The sequence below is a fragment of the Streptomyces sp. NPDC044984 genome, from assembly GCF_040646935.1.
Taxonomy (GTDB): Bacteria; Actinomycetota; Actinomycetes; order Streptomycetales; family Streptomycetaceae; genus Streptomyces.
The window spans coordinates 1-22,559 of sequence record NZ_JBEZBE010000025.1 but is presented as its reverse complement, the minus strand read 5'-3'; the positions used below and the strand labels follow the sequence as shown (position 1 = coordinate 22,559).

Below are 22,559 nucleotides of genomic sequence, written 5' to 3'. Positions count from 1 at the left end.
AAGGGGGTCTGGGGGCAGAGCCCCCAGGCACGGGAAGGGGCGGCGGGGGCGGGAAACCCAGGGCACGACGAACCGCCCACCCTGCGCCCCGCCGCTGTCGCACCTAGTCCTTCACGGGGGCGGGGGCGGTCCCCTCCGCCGGAGCCGGAACCGGTACCGCGGCCGCCGCCGAGTCGTCGTCGCCGTCGGTGTTGACGCGTTCGATGATCGCCATCCGCTCCGGGGTGTCCTCCGGCTTCACATAGCCGATCAGGACGTACAGGACCAGCGAGACCGCCAGCGGGATGGAGACCTGGTACTCCAGCGGCACGCCGCCGTCGACGGCCCAGTGGATCGGGTAGTTCACCAGCCAGAAGGCCAGCAGGCCCATGGCCCAGCTGATGATGGCCGCCGTCGGGCCGGAGCGGCGGAACGGCCGCAGCAGGCCCAGCATCATCGGGATGGCGATCGGGCCCATCAGTCCGGCCACCCACTTGATGACGACCGTGATGATGTCCTTGAAGGTCGGCGAGTTGACCTGCGTCGCGACGGCCATGGACAGGCCGAGGAAGACCACCGTCGTGATCCGGGCCGCGAGCAGGCCGGACCGCTCGCCCCACGTCCGCGCCCTCGCCGACAGCACCGGCGCCACGTCACGGGTGAAGACGGCCGCGATGGCGTTGGCGTCCGAGGAGCACATGGCCATCGTGTGGGAGAAGAAGCCGACGATGACCAGGCCCAGCAGGCCGTGCGGCAGCAGCTGCTCGGTCATCAGGGCGTAGGAGTCGGAGCCGTCCGGCTTCTGGGACTCCACCAGCAGCGGCGACATCCACATCGGGTAGAACAGGATCACCGGCCAGACCAGCCACAGCACCGCCGACAGCCGCGCCGAGCGCTCCGCCTCGCGGGCGTTGGGGGTGGCCATGTAGCGCTGGGCCTGGTTGAGCATGCCGCCGTTGTACTCGAACAGCTTGATGAACAGGAACGCCAGCAGGAAGATCGTGCCGTACGGTCCGACCAGCGGCTCCCCGTGGCCCTGGAGCTCCGGCTCGTCCCACGCCCCGAAGAAGCCGCCGTGGTCGCCGAGTTCGGCCACCACCGCGACGAACATCGCGAGGCCGGCCAGCAGCTGGATGATGAACTGGCCGAGTTCGGTCAGCGCGTCCGCCCACAGGCCGCCGATGGTGCAGTAGATCGCCGTGACGACACCGGTGATGAGGATGCCCTGGTTGAGCGAGACGCCGGTGAACACCGACAGCAGGGTGGCGATGGCCGCCCACTTCGCGCCCACGTCCACGATCTTCAGCAGCATGCCGGACCAGGCCAGCGCCTGCTGAGTCTTCAGGTCGTAGCGGTTCTTCAGGTACTCCAGCGGGGACGCCACGTGGAGCCGGGAGCGCAGCCGGTTGATCCGCGGGGCGAACAGCTTCGACCCGATGGCGATGCCGAAGGCGATGGGGAACGACCAGGTGACGAAGGACGTCACGCCGTAGGTGTAGGCGATGCCGGCGTAGCCGGTGAACATCACCGCGCTGTACCCCGACATGTGGTGGGAGATGCCGGAGAGCCACCACGGCATCTTGCCGCCGGCCGTGAAGAAGTCGCTGACGTTGTCCACCCGCTTGTGCGACCAGACACCGATGGCGACCATCACGGCGAAGTAGCCGATGAGAACCGCCCAGTCGAGACCGTTCATGTCCCCCCTTCCAGGGTCTTCCTTGTGAACTCCACTCAGCTGGTTGGCACTTCGCCTGAGTGGGGTAGGGACGAGGAAGGCCGCGAAGTGCCCGCTCATCGTGGGCGCGATGGCGCGATCATGACAAGGAAGCGTAAGGTCAAGAGCAGGTAAAAATGTTCGGCTAGCTGACCTGCGTTCATATTCGTGAATGAGTCCGGAGGGGGCGGAACCCCCGGGTCAGCGCAGCTCGTCCGGGCAGGGCGTGCCCCGCTCCCCCCACTTGTACGGAGCCGCCAGGCGGTACGTCCCCGGCTTCGGCGCGAGCAGCGTCGTCCACGTGTCGCCGTTCGCGTCCTCCTCCGTCTCCATCAGGCAGCCGTGGACGTTCTCGTACGTCCTCGGCTCGCCCTCCGGGCGGTCCTCGGACTCCTCCGTCTCCCGCGGAGGCTCCAGCGCCTTGCCCTCGGCGTCGACGAGACCCAGCCACGGCGAGTACGGGACGCGGATCAGGATCCGGCCCGCCTTCTCCACCCGCAGCGTCCACTCACCCTGCTCGGCCCGCTCCACGACCGTGTCCGGCTCCGCCAGCGGCGTCGGCTGCTCCACCGCGAACAGCTGCCAGTTGGCGTCGCCCCAGATCTGGTTCAGATACGGCAGCCCGCGCTGCACCAGCTCCCGCTCCCGCTGGCCGCCGTCACCGTCCGGCTCGTCCTTGGGCAGCACCACGTAGCGCACGCCCCAGCGCTTCAGCCATTCGTGGTAGTTCGCCGAGTTGAGGGTGTCGTCGTAGAAGAGCGGGTTGCGCTCCATGTCGGCCTGCCGGTTCCAGCCCCGGGCCAGGTTGACGTACGGGGCGAGGGCGGACGCCTCACGGTGCGAGCGGGCCGGGACGACCTCCACGCGGCCCCGCCAGGCGCCGACCTCCTGGAGCTCGTTCACCAGCGGCGCCAGCTCGCGCGCCCAGGACGCGCGCGGTGTGGTGTGCACGACGTCGTCGACCGTCTTGAAGCCGATCCAGCCGGTGAAGCCGACGAAGGCGAGGACGATCGCGTACCACTTGAGGGTCCTCGGCACCGCGAACGGCAGCGCCGCCACCAGCACCACCCCGCCGAACAGCATCGCCAGCCGGGTCATGTTCGACCCGATCTGCGAACTGATCAGCCACACCAGCACGAGCCCCAGCCCGTACACCGCGGCCGTGATCCGCACGGTCCTCCACTCCGCGGGGACCAGGACGTACACCAGGACCGAGTACAGCAGCGGCAGGACCACCGAGCCGATGCCCATCGGCTGGGTCCCCGAGAACGGGAACAGCCAGGCCGACACCGCCACCACCGCGCTCGGCGCCAGACCCAGCGCCCACGCGCCCGGCCGGCGCTTCTGCAGGAACAGCGCCGCCGCCACCAGGCCCACGAACAGGCCCGCGACCGGCGAGGCCATGGTGGCCAGCGCCGCCAGCGGGGCCGCGCACAGGGCCTTCGCCCACCGCTTGTAGCGCCACCGGTGGGGCCAGCAGAAGACGACGGCGACCGCGCCGAGCGCGAACATCGTGCCGAGCCCGTACGTCACCCGCCCCGAGGCCGCGTTGCACAGCAGCGCGAACACCCCCGCGAGCGCGGCCCACAGGGGGTTCCGCACCTCCCGGCTGCGCATCAGCACCAGCGTCAGCAGCCCCGCCGACACCGTGCCCGCGATCATCATCGTGGTCCGCACCCCGAGGACCGACATCAGGTACGGCGACACCACGCTGTACGACACCGGGTGCATACCGCCGTACCAGGCGAGGTTGTACGCCGAGTCCGGGTGCCGGCCGACGAACTCCGCCCACGCGTCCTGCGCGGCGAGATCGCCGCCGCTGTTGGCGAACGTGAAGAACCAGACGACGTGCAGCAGGCCGGCGAGCGCGGTGACGGACAGCGCCGGGTGCCGCAGCATGCGGGCGCGCACGGCGAGGACGGCGGCCACGGGGGCGCCGGGCGGCCGCTCGGGCGACTGCTCAGGAGGCCGCTGCCGCTGATCTCCGGGTACGGGTATTCGCGGGCCGGATCCCGGGTCCGGATCGGCGTCGTCGGCGCGTGTCGGCTCCGCTGTGGCCACCTGAAGGCACTCCCCGTGTCCCGTCTGCTTGCCCGTTTCGTGACGCTAGCACGCAGTCCGGCGGCCGTCGCCCGGGTGGGCGGCGGCCGCCGGCTCCGTACGGTCCCGGATCAGCCGAGCCGCGTCAGCTTGTCCGTGAAGCCGGGCTCCACGAGGTCTTCCTGCAGGGCGACCGGCACCTCGACGGCACCGCTCGTGCCGTCGCCCACGGTGAGCGTGCCCACCTTCGTGCCGGCCTCCGCCGTGTGCGGCAGCTCCTCCGCGGCGAACGTCAGCTTCACCGACAGGCCCGCCCAGCCGACCGCCTTGACGTCCTCGGTGACGGCGACGGGCGTACGGCCGCCGAGACCGTCGTCCGCGTACCCGACGACGGTGCCCTTCTTCAGGATCTTCGCCGAGGTCAGCGCCTCCTGGGCGGCGCGCAGCGCGGGCTCGCTGACCTCGTTGACCGTATCCAGGATCGACGGGCCCTTGTGCTGGCCGAGGATCGCGCCGACGACGACGACCGTCTCGCCGTCCACCTCCTTGCGGGCGGCGAAGAGCAGGTTGCCGCCGGCCTTGGTGGTGGAGCCGGTCTTGATGCCGATCGCACCCATGACGTAGGGCAGCTCGTTGTAGTTGCTCCAGTACTTCCCGGTCGGGTCCGTCCAGCTGGCCGCGCTGGTGATGGCCACCATGGCCGGAATCCTCATGGCCGCGATGCCGAGCTTCGTCTGGTCCTCGGCGGTGGAGACGGTGGTCTCCTTCAGTCCCGAGGGGTCGGTGTACGTCGTGTCGGTCATCCCGAGCTCCTTGGCGGTGTCGTTCATCTTCTTGATGAACGCCTCCTCGGAGCCCGCGTCCCAACGCGCCAGCAGGCGCGCGATGTTGTTCGCGGAGGGGATCATGACGGCCGACAGCGCCTGCTTCTCGGTGAGGAAGTCGCCGGCCTTGACGGTGTGGAGCGTGGACTCGCCGTCCTTGTAGTAGCCGCCCTCCTCCTCCGCCTTCGCGTCGACCTCGATCTTCGGGCCTTCCTCGCCGGGCTTCAGCGGGTGCTCGCGCAGGATGATGTACGCCGTCATGGTCTTGGCGACCGAGCCGATGGCGACCGGCTTCTGCTCACCGAAGTGGTCCATCGCGCCGATGCCGTCGCCGCTCATCCACCCCTGGCCCTCGTCCGGCCAGGGCAGCTTCACCTGGTCGCCGTCGAAGGTGTGGGTGTCCTCCGCGGTGAGCACCAGGGTGGGAGTAGGCAGCGGGCGTACGGCCTGCACGATCGCAAAGACGATCGCGAGGAGCACGACCAGCGGCGCCCAGATCTTGACCCGCCGCACGGCCGTCCGCAGCGGGGTCTGCGGGGGCGGCGGGGTGTTGGTCAGCTCGGCCAGCAGGTCCAGCGGCGGCCTGGGCGGCAGCGGTTGCTGCGTGGTCCGCTCGGGGCCGACCTGCGGGAACGAGGCGGTGGGCTCGGCGAGGGAGGCGGAAGGCTTGCGGACGCCGAGGTCCTCGTCCCGCTTGAGCGCGACGAACTTGCTGGTCCGCTCGGCCTCGGCCTCGGCCGGGGTCTCGCGGCCCGCGCCGCCCAGCTTCAGCATGGTGGTGGGCTGGTCCACGGCCGGTGCGGAGGGCCGCCCGGTCCGGAACACGGCGGTGGGCTGGTCGACGGGGCCCTCGGCCTTCGGCCCGCCGTCCTGGCCCGCGTCCTCCGCCCCGCCACCCGCGGTGCCGGTCCCGGGGGCGTCATCCGCCGCCGGTCCGTCCCCGGGCCCGTCCTCGTCGTGCCGGTCATCCTCGTCGTGCCGGTCATCCTCGGCGGAGGCGTCGTCGGCCGCCCCCCGGGCCCCGGGGACCGGGCCGGCGGCCGGCTCCCCGCCGTCGCCTTCGGACGAACCCGTCCCGGGTCCCTCCTCGCCCGGGGCCGCGCCCTTCGCCGCACCGGCGGCCCCGGTGACGCCGCTCTTCTCCGCACCGGCGCCCGGCACGTCCTGCGCGGCGTCCTCGGGCCCGTCGTCGTCGCGGGGCGCGTCGTCCGCGGAGGTACCGGTCTCGGGCGCGTCCGTGTCCGTCCCGGCGCCGGCGGCGTCCTCGGGCCCGTCGTCGTCGCGGGGCGCGTCGTCCGCGGAAGCGCCGGCCGTCGGTGCGTCCGCGTCCGTCCCGGCGCTCTCGGGCTCCTCCTCGGCGCGGGAGGCGCCGGTCGTGGGCTTCGGCGCACGCGCGTCCGTGGCGGTCCCGGAGGTGGCCTGCGCGGCGTCCTCGGGCTCCTCCTCGGGCTCCTCCTCGGCGCGGGGCGCGTCGGCCGGGGCGGTGGGCCTCCCGCTCCCGGCGTCCTCGGGGCCGTCCTGGTCGTGGGAGGCGTCCGCCGTGTCCGCGGGCGCCTCCTCGGGAGCGTCCTCGGCCCCGTCCGCCGGCTCCGCGGCGGCAGCCGTCCGCCCGGAGGCGTCCTCCGCCCCGTCGGCGGCGCCCCCGGTGCCGCCCTCCGCCCCGTCCGGGTCCTCGTCCGGTTCCGCCGAACGGACCCACGTGGCCACCGCCTCGCGCAGGCGGCCGGCCTCGCCACCCTCGTCGGCGGGTGCGCCGTCGCGGGTGGACAGCACACGGGTGGCCGTGTCGACGTTCCCGCGGTCCTCGGAGGGCTCGGTCCCACGGCTCACCGCCAACCGGGGATCCCGCTTCCCGGGAACCGGGCCCCCGTTCCCCGACGTCGTTTCTTCCGACGACTCGCGCTGCTTCGACCTGTCGGGGGACTCGCCCGCCACCGATGCCTCCTCCATGCGCCGCACGCCCCGCGTGCGCCAACCGAACCGTGAACCGCCCGCCCGCGACAGTGCTCCGCAGCGCTGTCCGAACCATGTACCAGTGTCCTGTGTGCGGGCTTCCCCCACGTGGTAGACGAGAACGACATAGCTACTGGTTCCACTACGAACCGGTCACGCACCCTCGACAGACCAATGTGAGAGGGGTCACCCTGTCATTCATCCACGCGGGGAGGCATGGATGGGCAGGAGCCGCAGAACACTTCCGGAGGAGCTTCTGTTGCTGGCACTGGACCCGACCACGGGTACCACTGCACAGCCGCAGTCGCTCGACCTGGGTCTGGCCGGAGCGCAGCTAGTGGAGCTGGCGCTGGCCGGACGGATAGCCCCAGACGGGGATCGTATCGCCGTGGTGGTGCCACGGCCGACTGGAGACCCAACACTGGACTGCGCGTTGGAGTTGCTGCGAAGGCGCGGCGCTCCGGTACGGGCGGTCCACTGGATCGGCGGGCCGCGTCTCGGGCTGCGCCAGACCTACCTCTCGCATCTGGAGCGGTGCGGCATGGTGCACGCCGTGGCCGGACAGATGTGCGGGGTGCTGCCGACGACTCGCTACCAGGCGACGGACACCGAGATCAGCCGGGAGATCAGAACCCGGCTGGACTCCGCGATCCGCACCGGCGTCCCGCCGGACCCGCGGACCGCGGCGCTCGCCGCACTGGCGCACGCGGTCGGCCTCGGCAAGCACCTGTACCCGGGGAACGAGGGACGCTCCTCGCGTTCCCGGTTGCGGGACCTGATCCGGCACGACCCGATGGGCGGACTCGTCGCGCACGCCGTGATGGACGTCCAGAACGGCGTGGCGGCCCAGCCGCGCCGCAGCCCCGCTCCGGCAGGCCGGCAGGCCCCCGCCGGCGGCCGGGGCGCACCGGAACCCGCCCGAGGCGTTCCGGCGCAACCGCACCGCGGATCCATGGCACGCGCCGCGGCCCACTGAGCCGTACGTCCCCAGGGCCGACGGCACGGCACGGCCTGTGGATCCGCGGCCGACAGACCCGGTCACGGGAGCCGCAGTCCGAGCGGGGTGGGGAGAGCGCACGGGTTCTCCCCACCCCGCTCGGCGCACCCGGGTCCGGTGCCGTCGCGCACCGACACCCGCCCTCACATCGTGAAGTGGCGTGTACCCGTCGCATATCCACCGTTTCCCAGCGGTGGGAAGCACCTTGGTGGCAGTCTGCTCCACAGCAGACACGCAAAGTGGCAAGTACGAGGCACGCAGCCGGAGGTGCACGTCCCGTGGCGTCCAATGTCAATCCCACCGTCAGGCGGCGCCGGCTGGGCCAGGAGTTGCGCCGGCTCCGCGAGGTCAAGGGCATGACCGCCGAGGAAGTGGCGGAACGGCTGCTGGTGTCGCAGTCGAAGATCAGCCGCCTGGAGAACGGCAGGCGCAGCATCAGCCAGCGTGACGTCCGCGATCTGTGCGGGGTCTACGAGGTGGAGGACCAGCGGATCGTCGAGTCGCTGATGCAGATGGCCAAGGACTCGCGCCAGCAGGGCTGGTGGCACGCCTTCGGCGACATCCCGTACAGCGTCTACATCGGTCTGGAGACGGACGCGGAGTCGCTCCGCGTCTACGAACCCCAGATCATCACCGGTCTGCTGCAGACCCGCGCGTACGCCGAGGCGATCGTCCAGGGCGGTTCGCCGGAGTCGTCCGAGCAGGACAACGACAAGCGGGTCGAGGTCCGGCTGCGGCGGCAGGGCCGGATCACCGCCGAGAAGGACCCGCTGCGGCTGTGGGTGGTGCTGGACGAGGCGTCGCTGCACCGGGTCGTCGGGAGCCGTCAGGTGATGCGGGAACAGCTGGAGCACGTCATGGAGCTGTCCCAGCTGCCGCACATCACCGTGCAGGTGCTGCCGTTCGAGGTCGGCGCGCACGCCGGCATCAACGGCCAGTACTCGATCCTGGAGTTCGCCGACGCGGCCGACTCCAGCGTCGTCTACATCGAGGGCGTCACCAGCGACCTGTACCTGGAGAAGCCGCACGACGTGCAGAAGTACACGGTGATGTACGAGCACCTGCGGGCCCAGTCGCTGAACGTGGACCAGTCCCGGCAGCTCGTCGAGCGCCTCGCGAAGGACTACGCACGCTGAACATCGGCCGGGAGGCGGCGGGATGATACACCGCTGACAGGTTGGGCTGGAAGTCTCACCTGGTATATGCCACCCGGTCGAGTGAACGACTGCTCCGGAAGAAGATGTTGGCGAGTAGCGTCGATCACGCCAACCACCCGTGAGGGTTGGCAAAATCCGTTCTGCGGGTCCACGCCGGAACGCGCAGGCCGGTGACAGCAACTCAGCATCTGGCTACGGAGCGAACATGGCAATTCGTCTGGGCGCCACGGAAACGTGGACGACGTCCTCCTACACCAACAACAACGGCGCGTGCGTGATGGTCCGGTCGACCACCGGGGCGGCGCTGGAACTCGGGGACACCAAGGTCCCCGAGGGCCCGAAGCTGGCCTTCCCCGCGGACGCGTGGAGCGCCTTCGTGGCCTCGGTCAAGGGCTGACCGGTCCGGCGACCGCCCACCGGGCGCCGCCGGACCGGCACGAGCACCACCGACAGGGCCCTCTCGACAGTTCGCCGTCCTGGCCGAGAGGGCTCGGCCCGCACCCTCCCGGCTCGGCCCGCCGTTCACCGTCGTTCACCGCCGAGCGGTCAGCCGAGCGCCTTCTCCACCGCCGCCACGACCTCCGCGGACTCCGGCTCGGTCTGCGGCGCGAACCGGGCGACGACCTCGCCGTCCCGCCCGATCAGGAACTTCTCGAAGTTCCAGCGGATGTCCCCGTTGTGCCCCTCCGCGTCGGCGAAGCCGGTCAGCCGCTCGTACAGGGCGTGCCGTCCCTCCCCGTTGACCTCGACCTTCTCGGTCATCGGGAAGGTCACGCCGTACGTCGCCGAGCAGAACTCGGCGATCTCCTCCGCGCTGCCCGGCTCCTGCCCGAGGAACTGGTTGCAGGGCACGCCGAGCACGGTGAAGCCCTGCTCCGCGTACCGCTCGTGCAGCCGCTCGAGACCGGCGTACTGCGGGGTCAGCCCGCACTTGGAGGCCACGTTCACCACGAGCACGGCCCGCCCCGCGTACTGGGCGAGGCCGGCGGAGCCGCCGTTCAGCGCGCCGATCTCGACGTCGAGGGGAGAGGTGCCGTCGTTCTCTGCAGTCGTCATGAGCGCGAGCCTAGACCCACGGCGCGCGGCGCCCCGGTCGTCGCGCCGGCCGGCGGTCAGGGCTTGCGGCCCACACCGCCGTAGGCGTCCACGGGCGCCGCGCCGTCGACGTCCCCGTCCGGCCGCCACTCCGGCACCCGTACGACGCCCGGCTCCACCAGCTCCAGCCCGTCGAAGAACCCGGCGATCTCGTCGACGCCGCGCACGTGGTACGGCACGGCACCGCTGGAGTTGTACGCCTCGGACGCGGCGATCATGCCCTCGCTGGTGGCCGTACTGTCGCTGATCACCAGGTGGCTGCCCGGGGGGAGCCCCGCCATGAGCCGGCGCACCAGGTCGCGGGCCTGCTCGTAGTCGGCCACGTGGCCGAGCGTGTTGAGGATCACCAGGGCGACCGGCCGGGACAGGTCGAGCGTCCCGGCGGCGGCCCGCAGCACGGCCTCGGGGTCGTACAGGTCGGCGTCGAGGTACGCCGTCCTCCCCTCGGGTGCGCTGGTGAGCAGGGCGTTCGCGTGGGCGAGGACGATCGGGTCGTTGTCGACGTACACGATCCGGGAGTCCGGGGCGACGCGCTGGGCCACCTCGTGCGTGTTGTCGGCGGTCGGCAGCCCCGTTCCCACGTCCAGGAACTGCCGTACGCCCTGCTCACCGGCGAGGTACCGGACGGCCCGCCCCAGGAACCGCCGGCTGGTGTGCGCCACGTCGACCAGCCCGGGGAAGATCCCCTTGATCTGGTCGCCTATCTCCCGGTCGACCTCGTAGTGGTCCTTCCCGCCGACGAAGTAGTTCCAGAACCGCGCCGAGTGCGGCTTGGTCGTGTCGATCCGGGCACGTGCCGCGAAACCGGAACGGTCCTGGGTGATGTCCTCGGACACGGGCGATCCTCCTGGGAACGGTCGATGGCCAGTCGCCTTCAACCTAGGCGAACCGGCGGTCGAACGCCGGGAGTTGGAGGACCCGGCCGCACAGGGGAGTGCGGGTGGGCACCCGGTGCCCACCCGCACGTACGAACTCGTCCTCCCGCGGGGCCGTCAGCCGCCCACGTACCAGCTGAACCCGCCGCTGTTCGCGGCGACGATCAGGAGCACGAGCCACAGGACCACGTCGACGATGCCGAGGATGATGCCGGCCTTCGCCATCCCGGTGCCGTTCCCGCCCGCCTGGCGGCGGGCGACGGCGCCGAAGACGATGGCCAGCGGGCCCAGGACGATGTTCAGGAAGAACAGTCCGATGATGCCGCAGCACAGGCTCGCGATCGCCAGGCCGTTGGTGCGCGAGCCGGAGGACGCGGCGGAAGAGGTTCCGTAACTCGTCATTGAGTACTCCCGGTTGTCGGTCGCACGGACCGAACGGGCCGTTGTTTCCTCACTCTTGACTTGCTTGTTCCGAATGCCCCCTCGCCGCGCTCCCATGCCGGCCGGCCGGACGACGCGCGCTCCGTCAGACCTTCGCCGGGTCCTTCGGATACGGCGACTCCGCCACCGCCACCGGGGCAGCCGCGGGCCCGCCCTCGCTGAGCCCGAACCGGTCGTGGAACCTACGGAGGAAGGGCGGCGCGTACCAGGCCGAGCGGCCGAGCAGGCGCATCGCCGCGGGGACGAGGACGCCGCGCACGGCGATGGCGTCGATGAGGATGGCCAGCCCGCTGCCCAGGCCGAACATCTGCATGAAGCTGATCTCCGAGGTGCCGAAGGCGAAGAAGCTGACCGCGAGCAGGCAGGCCGCCGCGCTGACGATGCGCCCGGTGTGCCCGAGCCCGCCCGCGACGGCGGACTCGTTGTCCTCGCCCGCGTCGTGGAGTTCCTTGATGCGGCTGGTGACGAACACCTCGTAGTCCATCGACAGGCCGAAGGCGATGCAGAACATCAGCACCGTCATCGCCACCTCCATCGGCTGCGCGGTGAAACCGAGCAGGGAGGAGAGGTTGCCGTCCTGGAAGATCCAGGTCATGACGCCGAGGGTGGCGCCCAGGCTGATCAGGTTCAGGACCAGCGCGCGCAGCGGCTGCACCACACTCCCGGTGAACAGGAAGAGCAGGAGGAAGGTGGTGAGGGCGATCAGCGCGACGGCGACCGGGAGCCGGCTGCCGATGGAGTCCTTGGAGTCGACCAGCTGGGCGTCGACGCCGCCCACCAGGGGACGCGCCCCCTCGGGCGGGGTGACCGCCCTGACGTCCGCCACCAGGTCCTGGGCCGCGTCCGACTTCGGCACCAGACCGCTCACCACGGTGATCCGCTGCGCGTCGTCACGGCCGAGCGCGGCGTCGCCGGGGCCGGCCGCCGTGGACCGCCCCCCGGCGTAGCCGCCCGCACTGGTCTCGACGCGGACGACCCCCTCGACCCCGGACAGCGCGACGGCGTACGCCTCCAGCGGCGCCCCGCCCACCGGTTCGTCGATGACGACGTGCAGGGCCGAGTCCTCGCTGCCGCCGAAGTCCTCCCGCAGGACGGCGGCGACCCGGCGGCTCTCGGCGTCCTCGGGCAGCACGCGCTCGTCCGACGTGCCGAAGGTGATGCCCAGCAGCGGGCTCGCCGCCAGCAGCAGGACCGCGAGCACGGGAAGCGTGGTGAGCGCGGGCCGCCGCATGACGGTACGGGCCAGCCGCCCCCACAGCGGCGCCCGGGTGCCGGAGCGCCCCGGCTTCGCCCACGGCAGCCGCCCGCTGTTGACCCGGTGCCCCAGGACGGCCAGCAGGGCCGGCATGACGAACAGGGTGCCGACGGCGGCGATGGCGACGACCCCGACCCCGGCGAAGCCGAACGAGCGCAGGAAGTACTGCGGGAACACCAGGAGCGCCCCGAGCGCCGCCGCCACGGTCGCGGCGGAGAACGCGACCGTCCGGCCCGCGGTGCTCACCGTGCGCCGGACGGCGTCGTCCACGCCCGCCCCCGCCGCGAGCTGCTCCCGGAAGCGGCTGACCATCAGCAGGGCGTAGTCGATGCCGAGGCCGAGGCCGAGGGCGGTGGTGAGGTTGGTCGCGGTGTCGGCGACGTCGGTGACGCTCGCGAGCAGGGAGAGCTGGGCGAACGAGCCGATGATGGCGACGAGGGCGATGACCAGCGGCAGCAGGGCCGCGACCACGCTGCCGAAGACGAACAGCAGCAGGACGAGGGTGAGCGGTATGGCGATGGCCTCGGCCAGCACCAGATCGTCGACCACCTGCTTCGACAGGTCGCTGCCCACGGCGGCCCCGCCCCCGGCCCGGACCGTGAGGACGTCCTCGTACGTCCCGGTGTAGGCGTCGATGATCTCCTTGGCGTGCTCCCGCTGCCGCGTCTCGTCGCCCGTCACATGGGCGAGCACCATGGCCTCGCGGCCGTCCCGGGAGCGCAGGTCGTCGCTGCCCGTCTCCCAGTACGAGACGACGTTGGTGAGCCTCTCGTCCTTCTCCAGGTCGGCGGTCAGGGTCTGCCCGCTCCGCCGGGCGGCGGGAGCGTCGACCCGGCCGTCGGAGGCCCGGACCAGCAGGACCAGGTTCGCCTCACCGCCGAACTTCTCGTCGATGACCTCCGCCGCCCGGGTGGACTCCGAGGCGGGGTCGTCGAAGCCGCCGCCGAGCAGCTTGCTGAACGCGCCGGCGCCGAGCACGCCCATGAGGGCCACCGCCAGGGCGGCGACGACGAGGACCAGCCGGGATCGCCGAATCGTAAATTCGGCCAAACGTTCGAACACGTGCGATCTCCTTGGTGTCGGAAGAGGTGAAGACGACGCGTGTCGGCCGGATGCGCGGGGGACCCGGCGCGGTGCCCCGCAGAGGCACCCGCCCCGTGCGGACGGGTGCGTGTCGCACTCCTCGTCGCCGCGAACGACGTTAGTGAGAGGACGACTTGTTGAGCAGAAGGAAGTTTTTCTGACAGTGTCAGATTTCCCGAACAGTCCGCGGATCTCCGTCGTAGGGTCACCACATGCCCGCAGACGAACACCCGTCGGCCCCGCTCACGCTGCGCCAGCGGCGCAGGGCCGTCGCCACCCGGGAGATCGTGGACGCCGCCGAGCGCCACATCACCGAACACGGCCCCGCGGCCCTGTCCCTGCGGGCGGTGGCCCGCAACCTCGGCATGAGCGTCCAGGCGCTCTACCACTACTTCCCGAACCGGAACGCCCTCGTCACGGTGCTCATCGCCAAGGCGTACGACGACCTGGCCGACGCCGTACGGACCGCGGTCGACACCGCGCCGGACGACCCGGCGGTGCCGCGGTTCGTGACCGCGGCCGAGGGCTACCGCCGCTGGGCCGTCGCCCACCCCGAACTGTTCCAGCTCCTGTACGGGACACCGCTGCGCGACTACGCGGCACCCGCCGAGGGCCCCACCACCCGCGCCATGCGCCGGATGAGCGGGGTCTTCCAGCACGTGCTGTTCGACGGGTTCACCGAGGCGCAGCTCGCCGCCGCCGACACCCGCACGCTCTCGCCCCCGCTCCGGGCGCATCTGGAAGCCCCGCCACCGGACGGCACGCCGGCTCTGCCGGCCCCCGCGACCGTGCTCATGCTGAGCGGATGGGGCCACATGCACGGCCTCGTCGTCCTGGAGGTGTTCGGCCACACCTCCTTCATGGACGGCCACCAGGCCGAGATCTTCCGCATGGCGATGCGCGACCTCCTCGCGGACATCTACCGCCGCATCCCCGCGGAACGACCCGGCGTCGGACGAGTCGGCGTCGGACGACCCGGCGGACGGGTGGGATGACCGCATGACGGACACCGCGTGGTCCGGGCCGTTCCGCACCTGATCCCGGGCAACGGCTGGAAGTAGGCTGCCCGGGCCCGGTCCAGCCACAGGGGCGGGCCGGTACGGAGGTGACCGACCTGATAGCCCGTCATCGTCCGGGACCGGCGGCACCGGCGGCCCGCCGGGTGACCAAGGCGCTGGGGACGGCTGCCGTCGTGGCGCTCGCCCTCACGGGGGTGCTGCTGTCGCCGTTCGCGCTGGAGGAGATCTCCGGCTCCCGCGGCGCGGACTGGAACCGGCTCAGCCAGGCCGGCGCCGCGTACGGCTTCACGTCGGCGATCGTCTCGGCGCTGGCGCTGACCGGCGTCGCGGTGTCCCTGATCGTCCAGAACCGGCAGGCCAGGGCGGAGCAGATCCAGGGAATCCGCAGCTACTACCTCGAGCTGGTCCGGCTGGAGCTCGACGACATGGCGCTCTTCCAGCCGGTCTGGGGCGCCACGGACATCGTCGATCCGGACGAGCGGAAACGGCATGTCTACGCCGATCTGCTGATGAACTACGCCTGGATGGGCTTCGAGATCCGGTCGATCCCCGAGAGCCTGCTGCGGGACATGCTCGCCGGGATGTTCACCGGTGAGGCCGGGCGCGACCACTGGCGCAGGGCGCGCACGTCGTGGACCGCCCGCACGTCCGGGAGCCGCGTGGGCCGCCGCTTCCTGCGCATCGTGGGCGAGGAGCACGCGCGCCGTCGCCGCGGGACCACCGGTTCGCCCACCGCGCGTCCCCGACCCGCCCTCCGCTCCCGCAGCGGGGACGGCGCGCCGCCGGGGGGCCTCGGTCGGCGCCCTGATCGGCCTGGGCCCCGGACTGGCCGTCGGATCGCTGCTGCGTCGCCGACGCTGACCGCCACGGCCCGGCACCACGTGGCCCCAGGAGCGGATCCCCGGGCGGTGCCCTCGTCGTCGTGCGGCACCGCACACCTTCCGGTCCGGCGGGACCGGGGGAAGGCGCGTGTCGGCTTGCCGGCTCCTCCTGGTACGGCACGGAGGAGCCCCACTCCGTGGCCCGCACCCGAGACCGATCCGATGGGGCACAGGATGTCGGGTCGGGGAGGGGGGCCGCTCCCTAGCGTGGTGAGCGCGAAAGAGGAAGGAGACCGGGAGTGCTGGAGCGTCTCAACCAGACCCTGGAGCACATCGAGGGCCGTCTCGACCAGCGGATCGACGTGACCGAGCTGGCCCGCGTCGCGGCCACCTCGGAGTACCACCTGCGCCGGATGTTCTCCGCGCTCGCGGGCATGCCGCTGTCGGAGTACGTACGGCGTCGGCGGCTCACGGTCGCGGGTGCCGAGGTGCTCGCGGGGCGGGAGTCCCTGCTGGAGGTCGCGGTGCGCTACGGCTACGGCTCGGGCGAGGCGTTCGCCCGGGCGTTCCGCGCCATGCACGGCATCGGGCCGGGCGAGGCCCGGCGCACCGGCGCCGCACTCGTCTCCCAGCCCCGGCTGTCCTTCCGCCTCACCGTCGAAGGGAGCAGCAGCATGCGCTATCGCGTAGTGGACAAGCCCGACTTCACCGTCGTCGGACCCAGGGCCCGGGTGCCACTGGTGCACACGGGACCGAACCAGGCGATCATCGACTTCGTCCGCGGGATCGGCCCGCAGACGCTGGAACGCCTGGGGAAGCTGTCGGACCAGGAGCCGCAGGGCATCGTCGCGGTCTGCGACGACCTGGACCCGAGCCGCGCCGAGGGCACCGAACTCGACTACTACCACGGGGTGATCACGACGGCGGCCGCCCCCGAGGGCACCACGGCGCTCCCCGTCCCGGCCGGCACCTGGGCGGTCTTCACCACCTCCGGACCGGCCCCGCAGGCCATCCAGGAGCTGTGGCGGGACGTGTTCACCCAGTGGTTCCCGTCCAACCCGTACCGCAGCCGCCCCGGCCCCGAGATCCTGCGCACCACCCTCTCCCCGGACGGGACCGAGGCCGACGCCGAACTGTGGCTCCCGGTGGAACGGGAGCGCGCCTGAAGCCGCGGGGGCACGGCGGTCGTGCTGTCACGTGCCCCGACCCGACGAGAACTCCGGTCCGGCCCCCGTCACAGGTCCACCACCGTCCCCCGCGCCCCTCCCGCCCGCCCGGGGCGACGGCGGACGGGAGGGGAACTCCTCCGCACACGCCGGACCCGGATACCGGGGCCGGAGAAGCACCCCTCCTCGGGTCCCGTCCTCGCGTGTGCCGGACGGGTTCCGTGGACCCGGTCGCGCACGGACGGAGGTGTGAGGCGTGGCGCCCAGATAAGTGCCCTGGTTCTTGTGACGTTGAGGCGGTGGCCATCTGAACCACGGGTGGCGGACGGACAGTCGCGTAGTCGGTCCCCGCCAGTCCCACGAGGAGTCACACCCGATGTTGAGCACCACGTTCGCCGAGGTCCGTACCGTCCCGGCGAGCGGCAGATCCGCACCGCGCGGAAGCCACCCCTTACGGCTCGACATCCAAGGGCTGCGCGCGGTGGCCGTCGGGCTCGTGGTGCTCTCCCACGCCGGAGTGACGCAGGTCAGCGGCGGTTACGTCGGGGTCGACGTCTTCTTCGTGATCTCCGGCTTCCTCATCACGTCCCTGCTTCTGCGCGAACTCGCCGCCACCGGCCGCGTGTCGATCCGCGCCTTCTACGCCCGCCGGGCGCTCCGGCTGCTGCCCGCGTCGACCCTGGTCATCGCCGTCACACTGGCCGGAGCGTGGCTGTTCCTGTCGAAGGCGCGACTCACCGAGTACGCGGGCGACGCCCTCGCCGGCGCGCTGTACACGGTCAACTTCCGGCTGGCGGCGGCCGGTACGGACTACCTCGCCCAGAACAGTCCGCCGTCGCCGTTCCAGCACTTCTGGTCGCTCGCCGTGGAGGAGCAGTTCTACCTGGTGTGGCCGCTGCTCCTGCTGCTCGGCTGGCGGGCCGCCCGCGGTCGGCGCGGGCTGGTCGTGGTGCCGCTCGGAGCGCTGGTCCTGGGGTCGTTCGCGGCCAGCGTCCTCATGACCGACTCCTCACCCTCCTGGGCGTACTTCGTCTCCCTCACCCGGGGCTGGGAACTCGGCGCCGGAGCGCTGCCGGCGCTGGCCACCGCCCGGCTGGAACGGCTGCCCGCCGCCCTCGCGGGCCCGCTGACCTGGCTCGGCCTGGCCTGCGTCACGCTGGCGGCGGTCCGGTACGACGACCAGACGCCCTTCCCGGGCCACCACGCCCTCCTGCCGGTCCTCGGCACCGTGCTCGTCCTGGCCGGCGGCTGCGCGCCCGCCCCGCACGGCGCGGGCCGGCTGCTCGGGCGGCGACCGCTGGTGCGGCTCGGCGAGCTCTCCTACGGCTGGTACCTGTGGCACTGGCCGCTGCTGGTCATAGCCCCGGCGGCGCTGGGCCGTACGGACGGCACCGCCGGGGTGCCGCTCGCGCTCGGGCTGTGCGCGGTGGCGCTGGTCCTGGCGTGGCTGACGCTGCGCCTCGTCGAGAACCCCGTCCGCTTCCACCGGGCGTTCCGGGGGCGGCCCCGCCGGGCCCTGGCGCTCGGGACCGGGCTGACGGCGGGGGCCACGGCGCTGTCCCTGACGGCGGCGGCGGTCCCGCCGACGATCGAGGTCGGCGGACCCGCACCCGTACTGGCGGAGGCGCTGGCCGACGCGCCGGACCCGCGGACGCGGCTGGCCGAACTCCTGGCGTCGTCCCCCGGCAGCCTGCCGAGCAACCTCGCCCCGGCCCTGCCGAAGGTGAAGTCCTCCCGGTCCGCGGTCTACCGGGACGGCTGCCACGTCGACCACGACAGCACCCGGACCCCGTCCTGCGTCTACGGGGACCGCGCGTCCTCCCGGACCGTCGTGCTCTTCGGCGACTCCCACGCGGCCCAGTGGTTCCCGGCCCTGCAGCGGCTCGCGACAGCGCGCGGGTGGAAGCTGGTCTCGCTGACGAAGGCCTCCTGCAAGGTCGCCGACGTGACCATCGTCAGCGACCACGAGCCGTACACGGCCTGCGACACCTGGCGTTCCCGCGCCGTCGCGAGGATCAACGCCCTGCACCCGGCACTGGTCGTCGTCTCCTCCTCGGACGCGGGCGACCCCGCCCGGCCCGCCGACGACCCCCTCCGGCAGTGGACCACCGGCTTCGAGGACACCCTCCGGGACCTCGGCACCTCCGGCGCCCACGTCGCCGTCCTGCTCGACACCCCGTGGCCCAAGGGCGACCCGGTCGACTGCGCCGCCAAGAACCCCCTGCACCTGCGCGCCTGCGCGAACCACCTGCCGGACGCGATCCACGACGCGACCCGCCACACCGCCCTCCGCGGCGCCGCCACCGCGACCAGCGCCTCGGTCATCGATCCCGGACCCTGGGTCTGCGCCCCCCGCACCGGCACCTGTCCCGTCGTCGTCGGCGACACCGCCGTCCACCGCGACGACAGCCACCTCTCCGAGGCCTACGCCGAGGCCCTCACCCCGGTCCTCGCCCCCGCGCTGGACCGCCTCCTCGGCACGGGCTGAGCACGCCGGACCGCCCTGCCGCCGGTCCCCACCGCGGGCCCCTGCCGACTCGGCAGGGGCCCGCGGTGGGGAGAACCGCGCGGAGCCGGAACCCGTCCTCGACGAGCGGCCTCCTGCCCGGCGCCGCTCACCGTCTGCCGCCGGCCTGGCGGCCCGGCCTCACTTCAGGTGCCGGCCGAAGAACCGCCTGCTGTCCTCCAGTTCGAACCACGGGGTGCCGGTGTGCCCGCCCGTATTGGCGTGCAGCGTCTTCTCCTTGCCGGCGTAGGCGTCGAACAGGTCCAGCGCCCGCTGCCGTGGGTTCCCCTCGTCGTCCCACTGCAGCAGCATCAGCAGCGGAACGGTCACCTGCCGGGCCTCCTCGCGCTGGGCGCGGGGCACGTGGCCCCCGGCGAAGAAGCACGCGGCCGCGATGCGCGGCTCGACCGCCGCCAGCCGAATGCCCAGGGCCATCCACCCGGAGTATCCGACCGGGCCGCCGATCCCGGGCAGCGAGAGGAGGGCGTCCAGGGTGGTACGCCAATCCGGGGCCGCCTTTTCGACCAGCGGGCCGATGAAGGACTCGAAGATCCCGTCGACCGGCTCGCCGGCCTGCATCGCCCGGCGGAACTCGGCGCGGGCCCGCTCGTCGGCGGCGGAACGGGGCCGGTCACCGCACCCGGTGGCGTCGACGGAGGCCACCGCGTAGCCGTCCGCCGCGGTGATGCGGGCCCGGGCCACCAGCCGGGAGTCCCCCTTGGGCAGGCCGTTGTTGTGGGCCATCAGGATCAGCGGAACCGGTGCCGCGGACTCGGGCGTCCACAGGGTGCCGGGGATCTCGCCGAGGGTGAATGCGCGCTCGAGGACGCCGTCGTCGAGGCGCTGCTCGGAAGTGAATCGCATGGTCGTACCTTTCGGGAGTGCTCAGAAACGGCGCTCCCGGACGACCTGTCGCCCGGCCGTGACCTCGGAGAGGAGCACCCATGCCGATACTGCGTTCACGGGTACCACCTCCTCGTTCTCTCGCACGGCCTCCGGGAACATAGCCGTGGACGCCGCGGCCCGCAAAGGGTTTTCGACGCGGACCCGGCGACGACGGGGCCCCTCGGAGGTGTTGCCTGGCTGCTCCGACCAGTCGGCTGATGGCGTCACGGGTCCGTACGTGATCCCCGGACCGAGCAGGGTTCCCAGGACGGCCATGCCGCTGGCGATGATGGTCTCCACAGCTCAAGCTGATCACGCATCGCCGCCCTCCGCGGGCCGTTGCCCCACTCCGATGCCCCCACGTTCTCCCACTGTGGTGACCCGTACCGGCTGGACGAGGAGCCGGCCAGGTGGGCGCAGGTGCGGCACGACCCGCGCCGGGCCGTGCGGCACGGCGTGAGCGGCGGCGGGACCCGCCGGACGCCACGGCCCGTACTCCGCCGGGCTGTGACTACCCCCCGAACACGCCCCGGCTCTCCAGTGCCTTCCGCAGCGCTCGCATGGCGTAGAAGGCGCGGCTCTTGACGGTGCCGGGCGGGATGCCGAGGTGCTCGGCCGCCTGGGCCACGCTGCATTCCAGGTAGTACATGACCCGGATGACGGTCCGCTGCTGCTCGTTCAGTTCCCGCAGCGCTTCCAGCACCACGTGGGAGGTGAGAGTGGAGTCCGTGCCGTCCCAGGCGGCGTCCCACTCCTCGATCGGCATCAGCTCCAGCGGCCGTACCCGCCGGGCCCGGTAATGGTCGAAGACAAGGTTCCTGACCACAGTGAGCAGCCACGGCCGGACGTGCTCGCCGCGGGTGCCCAGGAACCGGGCGTGCTTCCAGGCGCGGGTCGCCGCCTCCTGGAGGATGTCCTCCGCCTTGTGCCAGTCGCCGTCCAGCAGCCGCACGGCATACCGGACGAGCAGAGGTCCGTACCGTTCGTAGACGTCCTGGACGAAGGCGTCGCAGTCGGCGTCCGACGCGATGTACCGGGCATGTGCCCGCGCTGGAGCGAGGGGGGCGGTCCCCGCCCCCATGGTCCCGTTCATGGTGGTGCCCAATTCCGTTCAAGTGTTCCGTGCCGTGTCTCCCGCACGGGCGGGAAAGTGGGTCAACACTCTCCGGAGGACCTTGGCCAAACCTTTTCGTCTCCTTGTCGTGCCGGGTCGCCGTTTCCCGGCGCAGGCCCTGGCCGCGTCGTCGCGCCCGGCACGGCGATGCTTCGAGCCGACTCCCAGGCGCATCGGAGGGCACGGACCGACCGGACGGGCGCGCCCCGTCGGCGCGCGGCCGACATCCCGCCGAGCGGCCGACATCCCGCCGAACGGACGCGTCCGCTGATCGGAGAAGGGGACCGAGGCGGCTCGACACATCCGATTCCACCGGCACGCTGAACCGCAGACCCGTACGCGACGTTGAACCGATCAAGCAAGTGCGCGTTCGGTCGGCGAGGCCAGGCGACTCCCCTTCTCGCCGCCTCGGGACGCGACCGTCGGGCGCAGACCGATCCACTGCCCGTCGGCCTCAGGAATCATCCGGCTCCCTCCCTCCCGTGAACGCGGAGGGCGGGTGTCGACCACGCACCGTGCCACTTTGCAGCACGGCACCAGTACGGAAGGAAAGTTCCACCATGCGGCGCTCCGTTTCACGCATCGCGCTCACCGCAGTGGCGGTGGGGGCCGTGACAGCCCTCGCACCCGTCTCCACGGCTTCCGCGGCCAACCAGACCGACTGCGGGGACAGGACCGACTTCGTCAAGGTCTGGTACAACGGCAGCCAGACCGCGTGCTTCGCCAACGCGGGTGTCCTGGCGCCCCAGCTCCCCAACGTCTCGCGGATCACATCCGGCAACAACAACATCGAGATACTTCTGGGCGGTGAGGTGAGGACCATGCCCAAGTGGTCGAGCATCGTGGACGTCGAGGGGCTCAACTCGACGTTGTACATCCTGCAGATCCGCTGACCCACCACGTCGCCGGACGGACGCCGTGCACCGGGGCCACGCCGCCCCGGTGCACGGACGGCTCCCCGTTCCCGACCGCACCGCGGATGCCGCGGGCGAGGACCCGCGACGCCGCCACCGGTGCCTCAGCGGTGCTGGCCGGCGCTCTGGTGGCATTCAACGCCCCGGCGGCACAGGCCCACTACAGCCAGTGCCCCTCCGGACACTTCTGCGTCTGGCAGCACAGCAGTTACGAAGGCCGGTTCTTCTCGAGCGCCGGCAGTACGCCGAACATCGGCAGTCACATGAACGACCGCACGACCTCGGTCTGGAACCGGTCCGACCGCACCGTCTGCATGTACCGGCACGAGAGCTACGGTTACCCCATGGGGTGTTACGCACCCGGTGGCTCAGTCGCGGCCCTGCCGATCCACAACGACGAACTGACCAGCTTCCGGTTCGTGTGACCCCGGCCAACCGGTCGCGGCCGCCGACAACCCGCTGCGCGGCCCGGCGAGCGACGCCGCCCACCTGCGCGGCGTCGTCCAGCACATCGACGGGCCCGTGGCCCCGGCCGGCCACTCCCACGGCGGCACCGTCATCAGCCAGGTGCCGTGACCCGCATCGTCGAGCAGGCCGCCCGCACGGTCCGCTGACCGCACTTGATTCCACCCCCTCGTCACATCTCGCACCAGGAAGGCAGCAACCACCATGCCGTTCATCACCGTCGGCCGGGAGAACACCACCGACATCGAGCTCTACT

General features: G+C 72.0%; 19 protein-coding genes and 1 pseudogene. 10 read left to right on the top strand and 10 right to left on the bottom strand.

Annotated elements, in window-relative coordinates:
- Nucleotides 1–103: 103 nt before the first annotated feature.
- The 3 genes from AB0A94_RS25385 to AB0A94_RS25375 form a co-directional block, all read right to left on the bottom strand.
- Nucleotides 104–1,675 (bottom strand): sodium:solute symporter family protein, encoded by a 1,572-nt coding sequence (locus tag AB0A94_RS25385; protein ID WP_361747872.1) that lies wholly within the window; start codon nt 1,673–1,675, stop codon nt 104–106.
- Nucleotides 1,676–1,894: 219 nt separating this feature from the next.
- The gene (locus AB0A94_RS25380) at nt 1,895–3,754 is read right to left on the bottom strand and encodes an MFS transporter (protein WP_361747870.1); all 1,860 of its coding nucleotides are present in this window, start codon (nt 3,752–3,754) and stop codon (nt 1,895–1,897) included.
- Between the two features lie 110 nt (nt 3,755–3,864).
- Complete coding sequence (locus tag AB0A94_RS25375; RefSeq protein WP_361747868.1) at nt 3,865–6,507, bottom strand: D-alanyl-D-alanine carboxypeptidase; 2,643 nt, start codon at nt 6,505–6,507, stop codon at nt 3,865–3,867.
- Between the two features lie 223 nt (nt 6,508–6,730).
- Between AB0A94_RS25375 and AB0A94_RS25370 the strand changes: the two genes are divergently transcribed.
- The 3 genes from AB0A94_RS25370 to AB0A94_RS25360 all read left to right on the top strand — a co-directional run bounded on the left by AB0A94_RS25370 (nt 6,731) and on the right by AB0A94_RS25360 (nt 9,061).
- Nucleotides 6,731–7,486 (top strand): GPP34 family phosphoprotein, encoded by a 756-nt coding sequence (locus tag AB0A94_RS25370; protein ID WP_361747866.1) that lies wholly within the window; start codon nt 6,731–6,733, stop codon nt 7,484–7,486.
- Between the two features lie 299 nt (nt 7,487–7,785).
- The gene (locus AB0A94_RS25365) at nt 7,786–8,643 is read left to right on the top strand and encodes a helix-turn-helix transcriptional regulator (RefSeq protein ID WP_217129672.1); all 858 of its coding nucleotides are present in this window, start codon (nt 7,786–7,788) and stop codon (nt 8,641–8,643) included.
- 226 nt (nt 8,644–8,869) lie between these two features.
- Complete coding sequence (locus AB0A94_RS25360) at nt 8,870–9,061, top strand: DUF397 domain-containing protein (protein ID WP_217129673.1); 192 nt, start codon at nt 8,870–8,872, stop codon at nt 9,059–9,061.
- A 149-nt stretch (nt 9,062–9,210) separates the two neighbouring features.
- Here AB0A94_RS25360 and AB0A94_RS25355 read toward each other — a convergent pair whose 3' ends face one another.
- The 4 genes from AB0A94_RS25355 to AB0A94_RS25340 all read right to left on the bottom strand — a co-directional run bounded on the left by AB0A94_RS25355 (nt 9,211) and on the right by AB0A94_RS25340 (nt 13,392).
- On the bottom strand, nt 9,211–9,720 hold the full coding sequence (locus AB0A94_RS25355) for a glutathione peroxidase (RefSeq protein WP_361747863.1): 510 nt from the start codon (nt 9,718–9,720) through the stop codon (nt 9,211–9,213).
- A 56-nt stretch (nt 9,721–9,776) separates the two neighbouring features.
- Entirely contained in the window at nt 9,777–10,595 is an 819-nt protein-coding gene (locus AB0A94_RS25350; protein ID WP_361747862.1) for an SAM-dependent methyltransferase, read from the bottom strand.
- Between the two features lie 156 nt (nt 10,596–10,751).
- Nucleotides 10,752–11,036, bottom strand: coding sequence for a DUF4190 domain-containing protein (locus tag AB0A94_RS25345; RefSeq protein ID WP_361747860.1), 285 nt, complete (start codon nt 11,034–11,036; stop codon nt 10,752–10,754).
- Between the two features lie 124 nt (nt 11,037–11,160).
- A complete protein-coding gene (locus AB0A94_RS25340) occupies nt 11,161–13,392 on the bottom strand; it encodes an MMPL family transporter (RefSeq protein WP_361747858.1) in 2,232 nt (743 codons plus the stop codon).
- 233 nt (nt 13,393–13,625) lie between these two features.
- Here AB0A94_RS25340 and AB0A94_RS25335 point away from each other — a divergent pair, with 233 nt between their 5' ends.
- The 4 genes from AB0A94_RS25335 (at nt 13,626) to AB0A94_RS25320 (ending at nt 18,907) form a co-directional block, all read left to right on the top strand.
- Nucleotides 13,626–14,408: a TetR/AcrR family transcriptional regulator gene (locus AB0A94_RS25335; protein WP_361747856.1), complete on the top strand. Its 783-nt coding sequence runs from the start codon at nt 13,626–13,628 to the stop codon at nt 14,406–14,408.
- Nucleotides 14,409–14,518: 110 nt separating this feature from the next.
- Nucleotides 14,519–15,619: a DUF6082 family protein gene (locus AB0A94_RS25330; protein ID WP_361747854.1), complete on the top strand. Its 1,101-nt coding sequence runs from the start codon at nt 14,519–14,521 to the stop codon at nt 15,617–15,619.
- On the top strand, nt 15,553–16,419 hold the full coding sequence (locus AB0A94_RS25325; protein ID WP_361747852.1) for an AraC family transcriptional regulator: 867 nt from the start codon (nt 15,553–15,555) through the stop codon (nt 16,417–16,419). Before AB0A94_RS25330 ends, AB0A94_RS25325 begins: the two co-directional genes overlap by 67 nt.
- A gap of 376 nt (nt 16,420–16,795) precedes the next feature.
- On the top strand, nt 16,796–18,907 hold the full coding sequence (locus AB0A94_RS25320) for an acyltransferase family protein (RefSeq protein WP_361747851.1): 2,112 nt from the start codon (nt 16,796–16,798) through the stop codon (nt 18,905–18,907).
- Nucleotides 18,908–19,066: 159 nt separating this feature from the next.
- On the opposite strand, the gene AB0A94_RS25315 is transcribed toward AB0A94_RS25320, so the two are convergent.
- From AB0A94_RS25315 to AB0A94_RS25305, 3 genes are all read right to left on the bottom strand, one after another.
- Entirely contained in the window at nt 19,067–19,789 is a 723-nt protein-coding gene (locus tag AB0A94_RS25315) for an alpha/beta hydrolase (protein WP_361747849.1), read from the bottom strand.
- A gap of 21 nt (nt 19,790–19,810) precedes the next feature.
- Nucleotides 19,811–20,110: a hypothetical protein gene (locus tag AB0A94_RS25310; protein WP_361747847.1), complete on the bottom strand. Its 300-nt coding sequence runs from the start codon at nt 20,108–20,110 to the stop codon at nt 19,811–19,813.
- Between the two features lie 211 nt (nt 20,111–20,321).
- Nucleotides 20,322–20,903 (bottom strand): sigma-70 family RNA polymerase sigma factor, encoded by a 582-nt coding sequence (locus AB0A94_RS25305; RefSeq protein ID WP_361747845.1) that lies wholly within the window; start codon nt 20,901–20,903, stop codon nt 20,322–20,324.
- A 581-nt stretch (nt 20,904–21,484) separates the two neighbouring features.
- Here AB0A94_RS25305 and AB0A94_RS25300 point away from each other — a divergent pair.
- From AB0A94_RS25300 to AB0A94_RS25290, 3 genes and pseudogenes are all read left to right on the top strand, one after another.
- Entirely contained in the window at nt 21,485–21,817 is a 333-nt protein-coding gene (locus tag AB0A94_RS25300; protein ID WP_361747843.1) for a beta/gamma crystallin domain-containing protein, read from the top strand.
- 86 nt (nt 21,818–21,903) lie between these two features.
- Nucleotides 21,904–22,263, top strand: coding sequence for a peptidase inhibitor family I36 protein (locus AB0A94_RS25295; RefSeq protein ID WP_361747842.1), 360 nt, complete (start codon nt 21,904–21,906; stop codon nt 22,261–22,263).
- 4 nt (nt 22,264–22,267) lie between these two features.
- Nucleotides 22,268–22,405: pseudogene (locus AB0A94_RS25290) on the top strand (alpha/beta hydrolase); the annotation flags it as partial.
- Between the last annotated feature and the right edge of the window lie 154 nt (nt 22,406–22,559).